This window comes from Streptomyces sp. DSM 118878 (genome assembly GCF_052936595.1).
Window position 1 is genome coordinate 6,370,116 of record NZ_CP193622.1, and the last position, 15,848, is coordinate 6,385,963.

The 15,848-nt window shown below is 70.7% G+C and carries 13 protein-coding genes and 1 pseudogene; 9 read left to right on the forward strand and 5 right to left on the reverse strand.

The window, feature by feature from the left end; all coding sequences use genetic code 11:
• Positions 1-257 precede the first annotated feature (257 nt).
• The gene (locus tag ACRAKF_RS28375) at positions 258-962 is read left to right on the forward strand and encodes a response regulator transcription factor (RefSeq protein ID WP_447040371.1); all 705 of its coding nucleotides are present in this window, start codon (positions 258-260) and stop codon (positions 960-962) included.
• 15 nt (positions 963-977) lie between these two features.
• Positions 978-2,393, forward strand: coding sequence for a HAMP domain-containing sensor histidine kinase (locus ACRAKF_RS28380; protein ID WP_447040372.1), 1,416 nt, complete (start codon positions 978-980; stop codon positions 2,391-2,393).
• 16 nt (positions 2,394-2,409) lie between these two features.
• On the opposite strand, the gene ACRAKF_RS28385 is transcribed toward ACRAKF_RS28380, so the two are convergent.
• On the reverse strand, positions 2,410-3,405 hold the full coding sequence (locus tag ACRAKF_RS28385) for a TAXI family TRAP transporter solute-binding subunit (RefSeq protein ID WP_447040373.1): 996 nt from the start codon (positions 3,403-3,405) through the stop codon (positions 2,410-2,412).
• A gap of 138 nt (positions 3,406-3,543) precedes the next feature.
• On the opposite strand from ACRAKF_RS28385, the gene miaB reads away from it, so the two are divergent.
• Together miaB and ACRAKF_RS28395 are read left to right on the forward strand one after the other, a co-directional pair.
• Positions 3,544-5,034, forward strand: coding sequence for a tRNA (N6-isopentenyl adenosine(37)-C2)-methylthiotransferase MiaB (gene miaB / locus ACRAKF_RS28390; protein ID WP_447040374.1), 1,491 nt, complete (start codon positions 3,544-3,546; stop codon positions 5,032-5,034).
• Positions 5,035-5,137: 103 nt separating this feature from the next.
• Positions 5,138-5,854, forward strand: coding sequence for a class III extradiol dioxygenase subunit B-like domain-containing protein (locus ACRAKF_RS28395; RefSeq protein WP_447040375.1), 717 nt, complete (start codon positions 5,138-5,140; stop codon positions 5,852-5,854).
• 179 nt (positions 5,855-6,033) lie between these two features.
• Here ACRAKF_RS28395 and ACRAKF_RS28400 read toward each other — a convergent pair.
• Positions 6,034-6,126: pseudogene (locus ACRAKF_RS28400) on the reverse strand (antitoxin); the annotation flags it as partial.
• A gap of 41 nt (positions 6,127-6,167) precedes the next feature.
• Positions 6,168-6,512, reverse strand: coding sequence for a hypothetical protein (locus ACRAKF_RS28405; RefSeq protein WP_447040376.1), 345 nt, complete (start codon positions 6,510-6,512; stop codon positions 6,168-6,170).
• A gap of 182 nt (positions 6,513-6,694) precedes the next feature.
• Between ACRAKF_RS28405 and miaA the strand changes: the two genes are divergently transcribed.
• Positions 6,695-7,633: a tRNA (adenosine(37)-N6)-dimethylallyltransferase MiaA gene (gene miaA / locus ACRAKF_RS28410; RefSeq protein WP_447040377.1), complete on the forward strand. Its 939-nt coding sequence runs from the start codon at positions 6,695-6,697 to the stop codon at positions 7,631-7,633.
• A 260-nt stretch (positions 7,634-7,893) separates the two neighbouring features.
• Here miaA and ACRAKF_RS28415 read toward each other — a convergent pair whose 3' ends face one another.
• Together ACRAKF_RS28415 and ACRAKF_RS28420 are read right to left on the reverse strand one after the other, a co-directional pair.
• Positions 7,894-9,150, reverse strand: a complete 1,257-nt coding sequence (locus ACRAKF_RS28415) for an arginine deiminase (RefSeq protein WP_447040378.1) — start codon at positions 9,148-9,150, stop codon at positions 7,894-7,896.
• A gap of 53 nt (positions 9,151-9,203) precedes the next feature.
• Positions 9,204-10,643, reverse strand: a complete 1,440-nt coding sequence (locus ACRAKF_RS28420; protein WP_447040379.1) for a basic amino acid/polyamine antiporter — start codon at positions 10,641-10,643, stop codon at positions 9,204-9,206.
• Between the two features lie 536 nt (positions 10,644-11,179).
• On the opposite strand from ACRAKF_RS28420, the gene ACRAKF_RS28425 reads away from it, so the two are divergent.
• From ACRAKF_RS28425 to ACRAKF_RS28440, 4 genes are all read left to right on the forward strand, one after another.
• Positions 11,180-11,566, forward strand: a complete 387-nt coding sequence (locus ACRAKF_RS28425) for a DUF7144 family membrane protein (protein ID WP_447040380.1) — start codon at positions 11,180-11,182, stop codon at positions 11,564-11,566.
• A gap of 451 nt (positions 11,567-12,017) precedes the next feature.
• Positions 12,018-12,479, forward strand: a complete 462-nt coding sequence (locus ACRAKF_RS28430; RefSeq protein ID WP_447042219.1) for a hypothetical protein — start codon at positions 12,018-12,020, stop codon at positions 12,477-12,479.
• A 94-nt stretch (positions 12,480-12,573) separates the two neighbouring features.
• Entirely contained in the window at positions 12,574-13,452 is an 879-nt protein-coding gene (gene dapF, locus ACRAKF_RS28435) for a diaminopimelate epimerase (protein WP_447040381.1), read from the forward strand.
• A gap of 142 nt (positions 13,453-13,594) precedes the next feature.
• The gene (locus ACRAKF_RS28440; protein WP_447040382.1) at positions 13,595-15,727 is read left to right on the forward strand and encodes a RelA/SpoT family protein; all 2,133 of its coding nucleotides are present in this window, start codon (positions 13,595-13,597) and stop codon (positions 15,725-15,727) included.
• Positions 15,728-15,848: the final 121 nt, after the last annotated feature.

The following is a 15,848-nucleotide window of genomic DNA, read 5'->3' on the forward strand; positions in this document are numbered from 1 at the left end:
CTCCTCGGTTGGGAGGACAGTAATAACCCAGTGCGACCAGCGTCATTACATCTGAGGGGAAATTGAGCATAACGATCCGGCCGCAACCGGACACACCGTGTGAAGAGGGTCCACGATGTGCGTACCGGCTGGATAACGGAACGTGTCCGTGACCCGAACACTCTTGACGCGGTCCTCGTCCATCGGCGTGGATGCGTGGGGGCGTACGCGCGAGTACCGGCCATGAAAAAACGACGGATGAACTGGAGGGGACCCGCATGCGACTGCTTCTCGTGGAGGACGACGACCATGTGGCCGCCGCCCTCTCCGCCATCCTGGTCCGCCACGGTTTCGACGTCGTGCACGCCCGCAGCGGCGAGGAGGCGCTACAGGCGCTGCTCCCCGCGGAAACGGAAACGGAAACACCCCCCTTCGGAGTGGTGCTTCTCGACCTCGGGCTGCCGGACCAGGACGGCTACGAGGTCTGCGGCAAGATCCGCAAGCGCGGTTCGATACCGGTGATCATGGTGACGGCCCGCTCCGACGTACGCTCGCGCATACACGGCCTCAACCTCGGAGCCGACGACTACGTGGTGAAGCCGTACGACACGGGGGAGCTCATCGCCCGTATCCACGCGGTCATCCGGCGTCCCGCCCCCGGCAGCGCCCCGGAGACCGGCGGCGACAGCAAGCTGCGGCTCGGCACCGTGCACATCGAACTGCCCACCCGGCAGGTCAGCGTGGGCGGCTCGGTCGTCCAACTGACCCGCAAGGAGTTCGACCTGCTCGCCCTCCTCGCCCAGCGCCCCGGAGTGGTGTTCCGCCGGGAGCAGATCATCAGCGAGGTCTGGCGCACCAGCTGGGAGGGGACCGGTCGCACGCTGGAGGTGCACGTGGCCTCCCTGCGCTCCAAGCTGCACATGCCGGCCCTGATCGAGACGGTGCGCGGCGTCGGCTACCGGCTCGTCGCCCCGGCCACGTAGCCGGATCGGGCACAGGTGCGCTCTCGACTCCTCCCGCTGCTGATCGTCCTGATGGCGGGCGTGCTGCTCGCGCTCGGTTTCCCGCTGGCCGTCAGCGTCGCCGCGGCGCAGCAGCAGAAAGTGGTCGTCGACCGCATCGACGACACGGCGCGCTTCGCCTCCCTCGCCCAGTTCGTGACCAAGCGCCCGACGGGCTCACGCGTGCGTGGAGGCACCGACGAGCGCCGCGAGACGCTGCAGAAGGAGCTCGACGACTACCACGAGGTCTACGGGATCAGGGCGGGCGTCTTCTACCGCGACGACGGCCCCATGGCCAGCGCCCCGGCCTCCTGGTACCTGCCGGCCAAGGGCCAGGTCCGCGAGGCCTTCCAGGAGGCGCTGCGCTCCCGCGGCAGCCACGACCCCGAGCAGGTGTGGCCCTGGCAGCGCGGACGCCTCGCCGTCGCCTCCCCGGTGATCAGGGACGGGGACGTCGTCGCCGTCGTCGTCACGGACTCACCGACGGGACGCATGCGGTCCAAGACGGTGTACGGCTGGCTGCTCATCGCCGCGGGCGAGTCGGCGGCCATGCTCCTGGCGGTCGGCGCGGCCCTGCGGCTCACCGGCTGGGTGCTGCGGCCGGTGCGGGTCCTGGACGCCACCACGCACGACATCGCGACCGGACGGCTCAAATCACGGGTCGCCGCCGCGGGAGGACCGCCGGAACTCAGACGCCTGGCCCGCTCGTTCAACGAGATGGCCGACAACGTCCAGGACGTGCTCGAACAGCAGCGTGCCTTCGTCGCCGACGCCTCGCACCAACTGCGTAATCCGCTCTCCGCCCTGCTGCTGCGCATCGAGCTGCTCGCCCTCGAACTGCCCGAGGGCAATGAGGAGATCGCCTCGGTCCGCACCGAGGGCAAGCGCCTGGCCCAGGTCCTCGACGACCTGCTCGACCTGGCGCTCGCCGAGCACGCCGCGCCCGACCTGTGTCTCACCGACGTCGGGGCGCTGGCGGCCGAGCGGGTCGCGTCCTGGCGGCCGCTCGCCGCCGAGCGAGGTGTACGGCTCAGTGGCGAATGCCCGGCCACCACCGGCTGGGCCGACCCGGTCGCCCTCTCCAGCGCGCTGGACGCGGTGATCGACAACGCCCTGAAGTTCACGCCCGAGGGCGGGTCGGTCCAGGTGACGGTCGCATCGAGCAACGGGACGACGACCGTCGTGGTCGACGACGAAGGACCGGGCCTGACCGAGGACGAACTCGCGCGCGTGGGCGACCGCTTCTGGCGCAGCAACCGCCACCAGAACGTCAAGGGCTCCGGCCTCGGCCTGTCCATCTCCCGGGCCCTGCTCGCGGCGGGCGGCGGCTCCATCACGTACGGGAGGAACGAACCGCAGGGCCTGAAGGTGACCGTCGGCCTGCCCCGCAGTGAGCCTGCCACGGGCCCCTGAGGGCCCTCTCAGCGCCTCAGGGCTTGACCGAACGGTAGTAGCTGCGGGCGCCGTCATGGAGCCGCAGAGGGTCCGTGAAGAGGGCGGTGCGCAGATCCACCAGTTGCGCCGCGTGCACCTCGTCGCCGATGTGGTCGCGGCTGTCGATGACGGTGCGGGTCAGACCGGAGGTGAGGTCGTCGTCGGCCCGGTCCGTGGTCACCAGGAGGTTCGCCACCGCCAGGGTGGGCACGGCGGAGCCCTGCTGGGCGTAGGGGTAGGCGTCGGCGGGCATCGTGGCGGCGCGGTAGTAGCGGGAGGCGCCGCCCTGCTTGTGCAGCTTCTCGACGAGGTAGCCGAGCTCGACGAGCCGGATGTCCGTCCTCTGTGAGAGGGCGCCCACAGAATTGGTCGGCAGTCCGCCCGACCAGAAGAAAGCGTCGATCTTGTCCCGCTCCAGCAGCTCGGGCATGGTGTCGATGCCCGCGGACACCGGCTCGATGTCCGAGGAAGGGTCGAGCCCCGCGGCCTCCAGCACCCTGTCCGCTATCAACCGCACGCCCGAGCGCCCCTGGCCCACCGCCACGCGCTTGCCCCGCAGGTCCGCCGCGGAGTGGATGTCGGAGGAACGGTCCACCACGAGCTGCACGTAGTCGTCGTAGAGGCGCGCACACCCCCGCAGGCTGTCGGCGCCCGGGGCATCGTCGAGGCGGTACTTCTCGACGGCGTCGGCGGCCGCGATGGTGAAATCGGCCTTGCCCGTGGCCACCCGCTCGATGTTCTGCTGCGACCCCTGGCTGTTGCGGAGGTCGACGTCCACCTCCGGCATGTCCTCGGAGACCGCGGTGCGCAGCAGCTTCCCGTACTTCTCGTACACGCCGTTCTGTACGCCGGTACTGAACCTCATCCGGCCGCTCGGCGAGTCCTCGTTCACGGGAAGCAGCCACCACAGGAGCAGCCCGAACACCACCAGTGCCGCGGCGGAAGCCTGGAGCGCGCGTCGTCTGCCGATGTGGGGGAGTGCCTGGAGCATGCGCGCGATCCTGCCAGCCCGCTCACGGTGGTGACCAGGGGCGAGGTCACACCGCGCCCCTTCGGCGAGCGCCCTGGGGCACCCTGTTCACGATCCCCGGACACGCGCGCGTGGCGACCCCGTACCCTGGGGGGCGAGATGAGCGCGAAGACTTACGAGGTGCGCACCTACGGGTGCCAGATGAACGTCCATGACTCCGAGCGGCTCTCCGGGCTGCTGGAGGACGCCGGGTACCAACGTGCGCCGGAAGGAGCTGACGGCGACGCCGACGTCGTCGTCTTCAACACGTGTGCCGTGCGCGAGAACGCCGACAACCGTCTGTACGGCAATCTCGGCCGCCTGGCGCCGATGAAGACCAAGCGTCCAGGGATGCAGATCGCCGTCGGCGGCTGCCTCGCCCAGAAGGACCGGGACACCATCGTCAAGAAGGCGCCCTGGGTCGACGTCGTCTTCGGCACGCACAACATCGGCAAGCTGCCGGTGCTCCTGGAGCGCGCCCGCGTCCAGGAAGAGGCGCAGGTCGAGATCGCCGAGTCCCTGGAGGCGTTCCCCTCGACGCTGCCCACGCGCCGCGAGAGCGCGTATGCCGCGTGGGTCTCCATCTCCGTCGGCTGCAACAACACCTGCACCTTCTGCATCGTGCCCGCCCTGCGCGGCAAGGAGAAGGACCGCAGGACCGGCGACATCCTCGCGGAGATCGAGGCGCTCGTCGGCGAGGGCGTCTCCGAGGTCACCCTCCTCGGGCAGAACGTGAACGCGTACGGCTCCGACATCGGCGACCGCGAGGCGTTCAGCAAGCTTCTGCGGGCCTGCGGGAAGATCGACGGCCTTGAGCGCGTGCGCTTCACCTCTCCGCACCCGCGCGACTTCACCGACGACGTGATCGCCGCCATGGCCGAGACGCCGAACGTGATGCCGCAGCTCCACATGCCCCTTCAGTCGGGGTCGGACCCCATCCTGAAGGCGATGCGCCGCTCGTACCGCCAGGACCGCTTCCTGGGGATCATCGAGAAGGTCCGCGCCGCCATGCCGGACGCGGCGATCACCACCGACATCATCGTGGGCTTCCCCGGTGAGACCGAGGAGGACTTCGAGCAGACCATGCACGTGGTCCGCGAGGCCCGCTTCGCCAACGCCTTCACCTTCCAGTACTCCAAGCGCCCCGGGACCCCGGCGGCCACCATGGAGGGCCAGATCCCCAAGGAGGTCGTCCAGTCGCGTTACGAGCGTCTGGTGGCCCTCCAGGAGGAGATCTCCTGGGAGGAGAACAAGAAGCAGGTCGGCCGCACCCTGGAGCTGATGGTCGCCGAGGGCGAGGGCCGCAAGGACGGCGCGACGCACCGCCTCTCCGGCCGCGCCGCCGACAACCGCCTTGTGCACTTCACCAAGCCGGACACCGAGGTCCGCCCCGGTGACGTCGTGACGGTGGAGATCACCTACGCCGCCCCGCACCACCTCCTCGCCGAGGGCGCCGTGCTGAACGTCCGCCCCACGCGCGCGGGCGACGCCTGGGAGAAGCGCAACACCGAGGCCGCCGCGAAGCCCGCCGGCGTCATGCTGGGCCTGCCGAAGATCGGCGCCCCGGCGCCGCTGCCGGTCGCCACGGGCAGTGGCTGCGGCTGCGACTGATCCGCCCGTGACCTGACCCGGGCGCGTGACCTGGGGCCGGTGGCTCACGGCCGTGGGACGGCTCCCACGCGCGCGTGCGTGCCGGGGCATTACGCTGCGGATCATGCTTGTCGCCGCAGCCGTCTGCCCCTGCCCGCCGCTGCTCGTTCCCGAGGTCGCGTCGGGCGCCGCCCCTGAACTGGACGCGGCCCGTGCGGCGTGCACGGACGCCATAGGGGTCCTTGCCGCGGCCAGGCCCGACCTCCTGGTCGTGGTCGGCCCCGCCGGGCCGGAGGGCCGCGGCCCGCATCCGCAGGGCGCCCGTGGCTCGTTCCGGGGCTTCGGCGTGGACCTGGAAGTGAACCTGGGCGCGCGGACCGGTGAGGCCCTCCCGGAGCGCGAGCTGCCCCCGTCCCTCGCCGTCGCCGGCTGGCTGCTCGGACGTACGGGATGGTCGACCGCCCCGGTGGAGGGCCTGGGCGTGGGAGAAGCTCTCACCACCGAGGGCTGCCTCCAGGCCGGGCGGGACCTCGGCGCACGGGCGGACCGCGTCGCCCTCCTGGTGATGGGTGACGCCAGCGCGTGCCGCACCCTGAAGGCCCCCGGCTACCTCGACGAGCGGGCGGCGGGCTTCGACGCGCAGATCGCACGGGCCCTCGCCACGGCCGACGTGCCGGCCCTGCGGGCACTGGACGAGGACCTCGGTCACGAACTGAAGGCGGCGGGCCGCGCCCCGTGGCAGGTCCTCGCCGGCGCGGCCGAGAGCGCGAAGCTGGGCGGAGAGCTCCTCCACGAAGACGCGCCCTACGGGGTGGGGTACCTGGTGGCCGCCTGGTCGTAGGGACGTGAACCGGCGGAGGCCGAGGAGCATGCGGCGACGGCCGCGAAGCGGATGCTTCGCGGCCGTTCGCCGATGTGGTGCGGGTGCCGTCCGGCGACGCCCTTCGAAGGCGGTGGCCACACCGCTCAAGAGCGGCCGACGGCGCCGTTCAGGAGGCCGGGGGCGGCGGAGGCGGGGTGGGCGGCCCTCTCGAGGCCCTGGTCGATCGTGTCCCCGTGCTGCTGCGCGAGAGGCGAGACCTTGCTCCGGGCAGGGGCGAGCTTGGTTTTCAGTCGCTCAAGGAAGCCCGTGGCTGCGCCTTGCCTCGCGAGATCTAGTTGCGGGCACCCTCGTCCGCCTCGTTGTCGGCCGCTTCGTCGGCCGACTGCTGCTTCGGGATCTCCACGCCGTCCGCGGAGTCCGCAGAGTCCGCCGCGTCCGTCCCGGCGGACTCCGCGGTCTGCGTGACCTTGCCATCGGCGGCGGCGCTCTTGGTGTCGTCGCCGGCCCCCTCGGCAGGCTTCTCCTCGGCCGAGACGGCCTCCGGGGAGGCGGTAGCGGGAGTGGCGGAGACCTCGGCGCTCTCCGACTCGGCCGTCGGTGTGGCGGCCCCCGACCCGGTGGTTGACTCCTCGTCGCCGCCCTTGGCCTTCCGGCGGAAACGTGCAAAAACGCCCATATCTGCTCCATGTGCTACTCGTGTGGGCGAAATCCCGCGCCGCCCGGAGCGTCTCATTGCTTCGCCCGGGCCCTCGGTTCTCGAAACCGGCGGCTGGAACCTCGCAACAGGCAACGACCTCAAAGCCGTGCCGTCACGTCACTCGTTCGGGAAATGGTCGGGGGGTTTGCGAGACTGGGGCGGTGAGTAGTGCAGCTCCCGCCCCGCGGGTCATCGCCGTCGTCGGTCCCACCGCGGCGGGAAAGTCCGATCTCGGCGTCTTCCTCGCCCAACAACTCGGCGGCGAAGTCGTCAACGCCGACTCCATGCAGCTCTACCGAGGGATGGACATCGGCACCGCCAAGCTGACACCCGAGGAGCGCGGCGGGGTCCCCCACCACCTCCTCGACATCTGGGACGTGACGGAGGCGGCAAGCGTCGCCGAGTACCAGAAGCTGGCCCGCGCGGAGATCGACCGCCTCCTGGCCGAGGGGCGCTGGCCGATCCTGGTCGGTGGCTCCGGGCTCTACGTGCGGGGCGCCGTCGACCACCTGGAGTTCCCCGGTACGGATCCCGTGGTGCGGGCCCGGCTGGAGGAGGAGCTCACGCTGCGCGGCCCCGGAGCGCTGCACGCGCGCCTGGCCGCCGCCGACCCGGGAGCGGGCCAGGCGATCCTGCCGAGCAACGGCCGCCGGATCGTTCGTGCCCTGGAGGTCATCGAGATCACGGGCAAGCCCTTCACCGCCAACCTCCCGGGCCACGACTCGGTGTACGACACGGTTCAGATCGGCGTGGACGTGGCCCGCCCCGAGCTCGACGAACGCATCGCCACGCGCGTGGACCGCATGTGGGAGGCGGGCCTGGTCGACGAGGTGCGCACGCTGGCCGGACAGGGCCTGCGCGAGGGGCGTACGGCGTCGCGGGCGCTCGGCTACCAGCAGGTGCTCGGTGCGCTCGCCGGAGAGCGCACCGAGGACGAGGCACGCGCCGAGACCGTGCGCGCCACCAAACGCTTCGCGCGGCGTCAGGACTCGTGGTTCCGGAGGGACCCGCGGGTGCACTGGTTGAGCGGTGCCGCGGCCGATCGCGCGGAACTTCCCGGACACGCGATGGCGCTGATCGAACGACCGGTCACAGCCTGATCGTACGCCAGGTAAACGGCGTGGCTTCGACAACTTGGGCCAGCCCTTGGATGTGGCGGTGGACTGGCCATCGCCCTGGTATGGACGATGGCTTGGCTGCCGAAACGCTGGAGGCAGCACCCGCCCCGGTGAGGCAGCACCCGCCCCGGTGAGGCCGCAGGCTGGTACGGCCCGAGCCGCGTTCCTCAGCCTCCGGACCGGTCGAGGGGCAGGGCGAGGGTCCCTACGGCGTCGACACGTGCTTCGGTGCCGGGGAAGGGTCAGAAGGTCACGGCGTCTCGGACCAGCGGGCAGGTCATGCAATGCCCGCCCCCTCGGCCCCGGCCCAGCTCCGCGCCGACGATGGTGAGGACCTCCACCCCGGCGCGGCGCAGCAGCGCGTTGGTCTGGGTGTTGCGGTCGTAGGTGAAGACGACGCCCGGCTCGAGTGCCACCGCGTTGTTGCCGCTGTCCCACTGCTGGCGCTCGGAGGCGTAGACGTCTCCGGCCGTCTCGATCACCCGCAGCTGCGGCAGGCCCAGGGCATGGGCCACGACCTCGGTGAACGGGGTGCTGCCCTCGTCGGTGATCTCCATTCCGGGCGCCCGGTCGGATGGCCGCAGTGAGAAGGTGTGGACAGCGTCCATGATGCGCGGATACAACGTGACGATGTCCCGGTCGGCGAAGGTGAAGACTGTGTCCAGGTGCATCGCGGAGCGCAGCTTCGGCATTCCGGCCACGATCACGTGCTCCGCCGCGCCTTGCGCGAACAGGGCGGCCGCGACCTGGGTGATCGCTTGCCGTGAGGTCCGTTCGCTCATGCCCATGAGGACGACGCCGTTGCCGACGGGCATGATGTCCCCGCCCTCGAAGGTGGCCTGGCCCCAGCTCTCCTCCGGGTCGCCCCACCAGACCGTGGATTCCCGGAAGTCGGGGTGGAAGGTGTAGATCGCCTTCATCAACAGGGTCTCGTCGTGGCGGGCAGGCCAGTAGAGCGGGTTGAGCGTCACCCCGCCGTAGAGCCAGCAGGTCGTGTCGCGGGTGTACAGAGTGTTGGGCAGAGGGGGCATCAGGTACTCCCGCCCGCCCACGCCCTCGCGGGCCAGACCCAGGTACGCCGACCGGAACTCCTGCGGCAGGTCTGCGGTGGCGAGCCCGCCGATCAGGTACTCGGCGAGCCGGCGCGGGGCGAGCGTGTCGAGGAAGGCGCGGGTCTCCTCGACCAGGCCGAGGCCCACCTCGTTCGCGTCGATCTTCCGGTCGAGCAGCCAGGACCGGGCCTGCGGCATCGCCATGGTGGCGGCGAGCAGGTCGTGCAGCTCGACGACCTCTACACCACGGTCCGTGATCTGGGCGACGAAGTCGGCATGGTCGCGCTGGGCGTTCTCCACCCACATCACGTCGTCGAACAGCAGATCGCCGGAGTTGGTCGGGGTGAGGCGATGGTGGGCCATTCCGGGGGCGCACACCAGGACCTTGCGCAACTGGCCGACTTCGGAGTGGACGCCGAGCGCGGAAACGGGGGCGGTGCCGGACACAAGGGGCCTTTCGCTCGATGACGACAGGTGAGGGACAGAGCCGGCGCGGGGATTCAGAGTTCGATCCAGCCGACGGCCAGCCCCGCAACGCCGACGGCGGCGCCGGCGACCGTCACCGCGCAGATGACCGCCTCACCCGGAGAGAAGAGCCGTCGGCCCTGCTCTTGGCGGGACTTGACGAAGAGGAGGGTCGCCGGGGCGTAGAGAATGAAGGAGACGAGGATGAACTTGAGCCCTGCCGCGTAGAGCAGGAACAGGGTGTAGAGGGTCGCCACCACGGCGATGACCAGCTCGCGCCGAGTGGAGCGTCCCTCTACGTCCGGGCGTCCGGGCCGCTTGGCGATCTGGACGGCGAAGGCGGCGGCCAGCAGGAAGGGGATCAGGCTCAGCGCGCTGGTCAGATCCAGGGCGAAGTTGAAGGCGTCCTCGGAGAACAGCGTCACGACAAGCACGACCTGGCTGAGACAGGTTGTCATCAGCAGGGCGTTCTCGGGGACGTCCGCTGCCGTGGACCGGGCCAGGAAGCGGGGCATGTCCTTGTCCTTGGCGGCGACGAAGAGGACTTCCGCGGCCATCAGGGTCCAGGCGAGGTAGGCGCCGAGCACGGAGACGATCAGGCCGACGCTGACGAAGACCTTGCCCCAGGTGCCGACCGCAGTCTCCAGCACCTCGGCCATCGAAGGCTGTCGTAACTCCGCGATCTCGGCCATCGGCAGCAGCCCGTAGGAGACGATCGTGACGGAGGCGAAGACGGCGAACACACTGAGAAAGCCCAGGACCGTGGCCCGCCCGACGTCCTCGCGGCGTTTGGCGTGCCGCGAGTACACGCTCGCTCCCTCGACGCCGAGAAAGACGAACACGGTGGCGAGCATGGTGCCCCGGACCTGGTTGAAGAGGGAGCCCGCGTAGTCGGCACCGCCGAAGTTGTCCGCGAAGACGGACGGGTCGAAGTAGAACAGCGCCAGGATCACGAAGAAGACGATCGGTACGATCTTCGCCACCGTCACGATCCGGTTGATCGCCGCTGCTTCCTTCACGCCCCGGCGGATCAGCAGGAAGAAGGCCCACAGCCCGGCCGAGGAGACCACCACCGCCGTCACGGTGTCGCCGTCGCCGAGCACCGGAGCGACCGCGCCGACCGTCGACGTGATGAGCACCCAGTAGGTGACGTTGCCGACGCAGGCGCTGGCCCAGTAGCCGAATGCGGAGAAGAAGCCGAGGTACTCGCCGAAGCCCGCCTTCGCGTACGCGTACACTCCCGCGTCCAGGTCCGGACGGCGGACAGCGAGGGTCTGGAAGACGAAAGCGAGCATCAGCATGCCGGCCCCGGCGACCGCCCAGGCAATCAGCGCCCCGGCAACTCCGGTCTCCTGCGCGAAGCGTCGCGGCAGCGAGAACACCCCGGCGCCAACCATCGAACCGACGACCATCGCGGTGAGTGTCAGCAGAGTCAGCTTGGCCGCCGGCCGCGCCGCAGCCTCGGCATCACTCATAGGTCTTCCTCGTTCGTACGAGCGTGGCGCGGGTGCCCCCGCGCGCTCCGTCTAGGGGGAACTTAGCAGCCTTATATCCGTTTAATCCCGATATGAGGGCATTGGCCTCTGAGTCTTCCTGGCGGGCGAAACTGGGAAAGTCGGTAAACCTCGGTTGCCCGCCCGCGGCCGTGCGGACGGCTATGCCGAGATGCCCGCCCTTCTGGACCGCCGCTGCTCCGGCCGCCGTCGTCCTGGGGGCGTGGGAACTGATCCTTGCTGACCTGGCCGACCTGGCCCGAGGCTGAACAAACCAGGAGATAGCCGAACACGCGTTCCGCGCACTGAGCGCCCGCCCCCCGCAGTCGGCCGCCCTTTCCCTGAGGAACGCAGCTTGATCCGGCCCTGCCGGATGCGGCCCCTCACCCCCTCCGGGCCTCCACCCGACAGCAGCCTCGTCTGGGATCGCGAGCGTCGCCAACGCGAACGGTGCCGTTCTGCGCCGGTGGCCGAAGGGTTGACAGGCCGTGGAGATGCCTCAAGGAGCACATCAGGACGTGAGAGGCGTACGAGACGATGGTCGGCCGGCCGGGCCCATGCGGTACTTCGGGGTGCCGCTGATCGTCAGCGGAGTACTGAGCGTCCTCCAGGGCGTCACTGGTATCGCCAAGGACCGTCTCTACGGTGTGCCACGGGAGTACGAGTACCGCTTCGATCTCACCAGTTGGGGCTGGATTCATCTGGTGGTCGGTGTCCTGCTGGTGCTGGTGGGTGTGGCGGTCCTGCTGGCCATGCGGTGGGGACGTGGCGGCGGGGTGACGATTGCCGCGGTCAGTCTGGTGACCCAGTTCATGTTCATCCCCTACTACCCGCTGTGGTCGATCAGCGTCATGGCCCTCGACCTGATCATTCTTTGGGGGCTGGCCAGACTCGCCGATGCGTAGCCGACGTCCCACCTTCGGTTCGGCCGTCGGCCTGCAGGATCGTCGACGGAAGTGCGGCCTCGGTCGGAAGCCGGACTCCTCGGCCTGCCTGCCGCGGGAGTTGCGGAAGCGGATCGTGTAGAGATGCGGGCACCCGGCCGGCCTACGGCACTCGCAGGACTCGAAGAAGCTGCCCATGCCACGCGCGAGCTTGTTCGATTTGATGGTTGCGGTCCCCTCTTCCGGTTCGGTCCCGGCCTGTAATCGGGCGCCGACCTGGGGTTATTGCTGACCTTTTGCTGACTCGCCGACCAGCGGTAGGCGTCTGACCGCGTAAACCCTCCAGCGGGGCCATAACAGCCTGATCACGTGATGGCATCGGGACGCTCCGGCGGTCATCCGCGCCCCTGGCGACGTGCCATCATCGACCATCGATCGACCGGTGGAGTCCGAAGTGGGAGGGCGCGTGGCGATGGAGGCCGGCCCTCGTGACACCGCGCATGACGGCGGAGAGCAGCTGAGCCCCGACGGGCCCGACGAGGTCCCCGGCGGCGTGACGGACGACGGTCCCTCCGCGGACGAGCTGTCCCCGGAGGCCGAGGTCGAGGTGGAGCTGCGTCCGCAGCGGCGGCTGCGCATCTGGCAGCTCGCGCCCATCGTGATCCTGGCCGCCGTCGGTTCCCTGATGTTCGCCTTCCCGCTGGCCTTCGAGTTCGGTGACGGCGGTGCCGTGGTCGCCATGCTCGGACTGCTCCTCAGCTGCTGCGCGGCGGGCTGGGGCATGATGGCCGCCCGCCGGGTGGGCCATACCTGGCCGGGGCTGCCCGAGCGCGGCTCGGGCCGTCGCCCGGACTGGCGGGTCGTCGCCGCGTACGCCCTGCTCTTCGTCGGCGTGGCCGTACTCGCCGTCTGGCGCGTGGCCCGGCTCCGCTGAGCCGAGAGCCGCAGCGGACGGCCCGGGGCCGGAGCGGCGAGCCGGAGCAGCACCGTCCGGCCGGAATGTCGTACCCACCCCGTACGATCGAGGAATGAGCACGCGGATCGCCTTCCTCAAGGGGCACGGGACCGAGAACGACTTCGTGATCATCCCGGACCCGGACAACGCCATCGAGCTGCCCCCGGCCGCCGTCGCCGCCCTGTGCAACCGGCGTGCGGGCATCGGCGGCGACGGCCTCCTGCATGTCGTCCGCTCCGCCGCCCACCCGGAGGCGCGTCACCTCGCGGACCGCGCCGAGTGGTTCATGGACTACCGCAACGGCGACGGCTCGGTCGCCGAGATGTGCGGCAACGGAGTGCGGGTCTTCGCGCGGTATCTCCAGCACGCGGGACACGTCGGCGAGGGCGACCTGGCGGTGGCCACGCGCGGCGGCGTCAAGACCGTGCACATCGCCAAGGCGGATGCCGGCGGAGAGATCACCGTCGGCATGGGCAAGGCCCTGCTCCCCGAGGGAGACGTCACGGTCACGGTGGCGGATCACCGGTGGCCCGCGCGCAACGTGAACATGGGCAATCCGCACGCCGTCGCCTTCGTCGACGACCTCGCGGACGCGGGAAACCTCTACGACCCGCCGCCCTTCAGCCCCGCCTCCGCCTACCCGGACGGGGTGAACGTGGAATTCGTCGTGGAGCGCGCTCCCGGCCACGTCGCCATGCGCGTGCACGAGCGCGGCGTGGGGGAGACCCGCTCGTGCGGCACGGGCGCGTGCGCCGTGGCCGTGGCGGCCGCCCGCAGGGACGGCGCGGACCCGGCCGTGACCGGTGCCCCGGTCACGTACACGGTCGACCTGCCCGGCGGCCGTGTGATGATCACCGAGCGGCCCGACGGCGAGATCGAGATGACGGGGCCCGCCGTGATCCTCGCCGAGGGCGAGATCATGTCCGAATGGCTCGAAACGGCAAGCGCATGAACTGTCGCTCGAATGGGTGATCCGTTTCACGCTCGGCGAGAGGCGGTCAGCGCCTCGTGATGGGCTCGGTAGCATCAAGCACCGGCCCGGACGGAGTACGCCTGCGTCTGTCCACCGCCGGTCGACGCAGCCGGAGGTGCCCATGAGTGCGGAGGCCACGAACCCAGCCACGCCCGGCCCCGTGACGCCCGGGGCCCAGCGCAGGCGCGGCCGGGCCCGGCTCGACCTGCGCAGGCTCGGCAGGGCCGCCCTGCTGGGCTCGGACACCCGGGGCCGTCTGCCCGACGCGATCGGCCATGTGGCGGAGGCCCACCGGGCCCACTACCCCGACGCCGACCTCGAGCCGCTGCGCCGCGCCTACGTGCTCGCGGAGTCCTCGCACCGCGGCCAGACGCGCAAGAGCGGCGAGCCCTACATCACGCACCCCCTCGCCGTCACGCTGATCCTCGCCCAGCTCGGTGCCGAGATCACGACCCTGACCGCGTCCTTGCTGCATGACACCGTCGAGGACACGGAGGTGACGCTCGACCAGGTGCGGGCCGAGTTCGGCGAAGACGTGTGTTACCTGGTGGACGGCGTCACGAAGCTGGAAAAGGTGGACTACGGAGCCGCCGCCGAGCCGGAGACCTTCCGCAAGATGCTGGTCGCCACCGGCAACGACGTACGCGTCATGTCGATCAAGCTGGCCGACCGGCTGCACAACATGCGCACGCTCGGTGTGATGCGCCCCGAGAAGCAGGCCCGCATCGCCAAGGTGACCAGGGACGTGCTCATTCCGCTCGCCGAGCGGCTGGGGGTCCAGGCGCTCAAGACCGAGCTGGAGGACCTCGTCTTCGCGATCCTCCACCCGGAGGAGTATGCCGAGGTCAAGGCCCTGATCACGGCGAACGCCGAGGCGGAGGCCGACTCCCTCGGGGACATCGCGGGCGAGGTGCGCGGCGTGCTGCGCGAGGCGGGCATCGCGGCCGAGGTCCTCATCAGGCCGCGGCACTTCGTCTCCGTCCACCGTGTGCACCGCAAACGCGGCCAGATGCGGGCGTCGGACTACGGCCGCCTTCTCGTGCTCGTCACCGAGGACGCCGACTGCTACGGCGTCCTCGGTGAGCTGCACACCTGCTTCACGCCGGTCGTGTCGGAGTTCAAGGACTTCATCGCCGTACCGAAGTTCAACCTCTACCAGTCGCTGCACACCGCCGTGGCCCGCCCGGACGGAGAGGTCGCCGAAGTCCTCATCCGCACCCACCAGATGCACCAGGTCGCCGAGGCGGGCGTCGTCGCCCTGCGCAATCCCTACGCCCCGCCCACGGAGGAGTCGGCCGGCGGCGCCGATGACGAGCGCGTGGACCCGACCAGGCCCGGCTGGCTCTCCCGGCTCCTCGACTGGCAGCAGGCGGCACCCGACCCCGACACCTTCTGGTCGACGCTGCGCGAGGACCTCGCCCAGGACCGGGAGATCGCCGTGTTCCGGCCCGACGGCGGCACACTCGGCCTGCCCGCCGGCGCCAGCTGCGTGGACGCGGCCTACGCCCAGTACGGCGAGGACGCGCACGCCTGCATCGGCGCGCGGGTCAACGGCCGCCTCGCGACGCTCAGCACGGTCCTGCGCGACGGCGACACCGTGCAGCTGCTCATGGGCCAGGACGCGGCGTCCGGGCCGTCCCGTGACTGGCTCGACCACGTCCGCACGCCCGCCGCGCGGATCGCCATCCGGCGCTGGCTGGCATCGCACCCGGCGCCCGCACCGGCGCCCCCCGGACAGACCAAGAAGGCGCCGGTCGCCGCCCCGCGCCCCGAGGCCACCGACATCCCGCGCCCCGCCGCCGCCAACGCCGTGGTGGACCGCGAGGGCGCCAGCGTGCGGCTCGCCGGATGTTGTACGCCGGTGCCGCCCGACGCCGTCACCGCCTTCGCCGTACGCGGGGGAGCCGTGACCGTCCACCGTGCCGGATGCCCCTCGGTGGAGCGCATGAAGGAAATGGGGCGCACGGAGGTCGGCGTGCGCTGGGGGGACACCGCCGAGTGCCGTGTCACGCTGACCGCCGAATCGTTCGGCCGCGCGCATCTGCTCGCCGACCTCACCGAAGCGATCGCTCTGGAGGGGGTGGCGGTCATCTCCGCCACCGTGGAGCCGCCGACCCAGCAGCGCGTCCGGCACACGTACACGCTGCAACTGCCCGACGCCGCGTACCTCCCGGGGCTGATGCGGGCGATGCGCGCGGTGCCAGGGGTGTACGACGTGAGCCGCGCCCAGCATCCGGCGGCAGCGGCCCACTGAAGCGGCGACGGGAACCCGTGGCCCGGCCCTTGGGGGCGGACCACGCGCGGGTCCGGTCGGCGACTCGTTCGGGTGGCCCGGCGCGCGCCGCCACCGTGCGGGGACGCGCGCGCTGATAGCG

What these genes read in the sequence shown, in the direction of transcription:
- ACRAKF_RS28375 (WP_447040371.1), top strand. Translation starts at nt 258, where the DNA reads ATGCGACTGCTTCTCGTGGAGGACGACGACCATGTGGCCGCCGCCCTC.
- ACRAKF_RS28385 (WP_447040373.1), bottom strand. Translation starts at nt 3,405, where the DNA reads ATGCTCCAGGCACTCCCCCACATCGGCAGACGACGCGCGCTCCAGGCT.
- miaB (WP_447040374.1), top strand. Translation starts at nt 3,544, where the DNA reads ATGAGCGCGAAGACTTACGAGGTGCGCACCTACGGGTGCCAGATGAAC.
- ACRAKF_RS28395 (WP_447040375.1), top strand. Translation starts at nt 5,138, where the DNA reads ATGCTTGTCGCCGCAGCCGTCTGCCCCTGCCCGCCGCTGCTCGTTCCC.
- ACRAKF_RS28405 (WP_447040376.1), bottom strand. Translation starts at nt 6,512, where the DNA reads ATGGGCGTTTTTGCACGTTTCCGCCGGAAGGCCAAGGGCGGCGACGAG.
- ACRAKF_RS28420 (WP_447040379.1), bottom strand. Translation starts at nt 10,643, where the DNA reads ATGAGTGATGCCGAGGCTGCGGCGCGGCCGGCGGCCAAGCTGACTCTG.
- ACRAKF_RS28430 (WP_447042219.1), top strand. Translation starts at nt 12,018, where the DNA reads ATGGAGGCCGGCCCTCGTGACACCGCGCATGACGGCGGAGAGCAGCTG.
- dapF (WP_447040381.1), top strand. Translation starts at nt 12,574, where the DNA reads ATGAGCACGCGGATCGCCTTCCTCAAGGGGCACGGGACCGAGAACGAC.
- ACRAKF_RS28440 (WP_447040382.1), top strand. Translation starts at nt 13,595, where the DNA reads ATGAGTGCGGAGGCCACGAACCCAGCCACGCCCGGCCCCGTGACGCCC.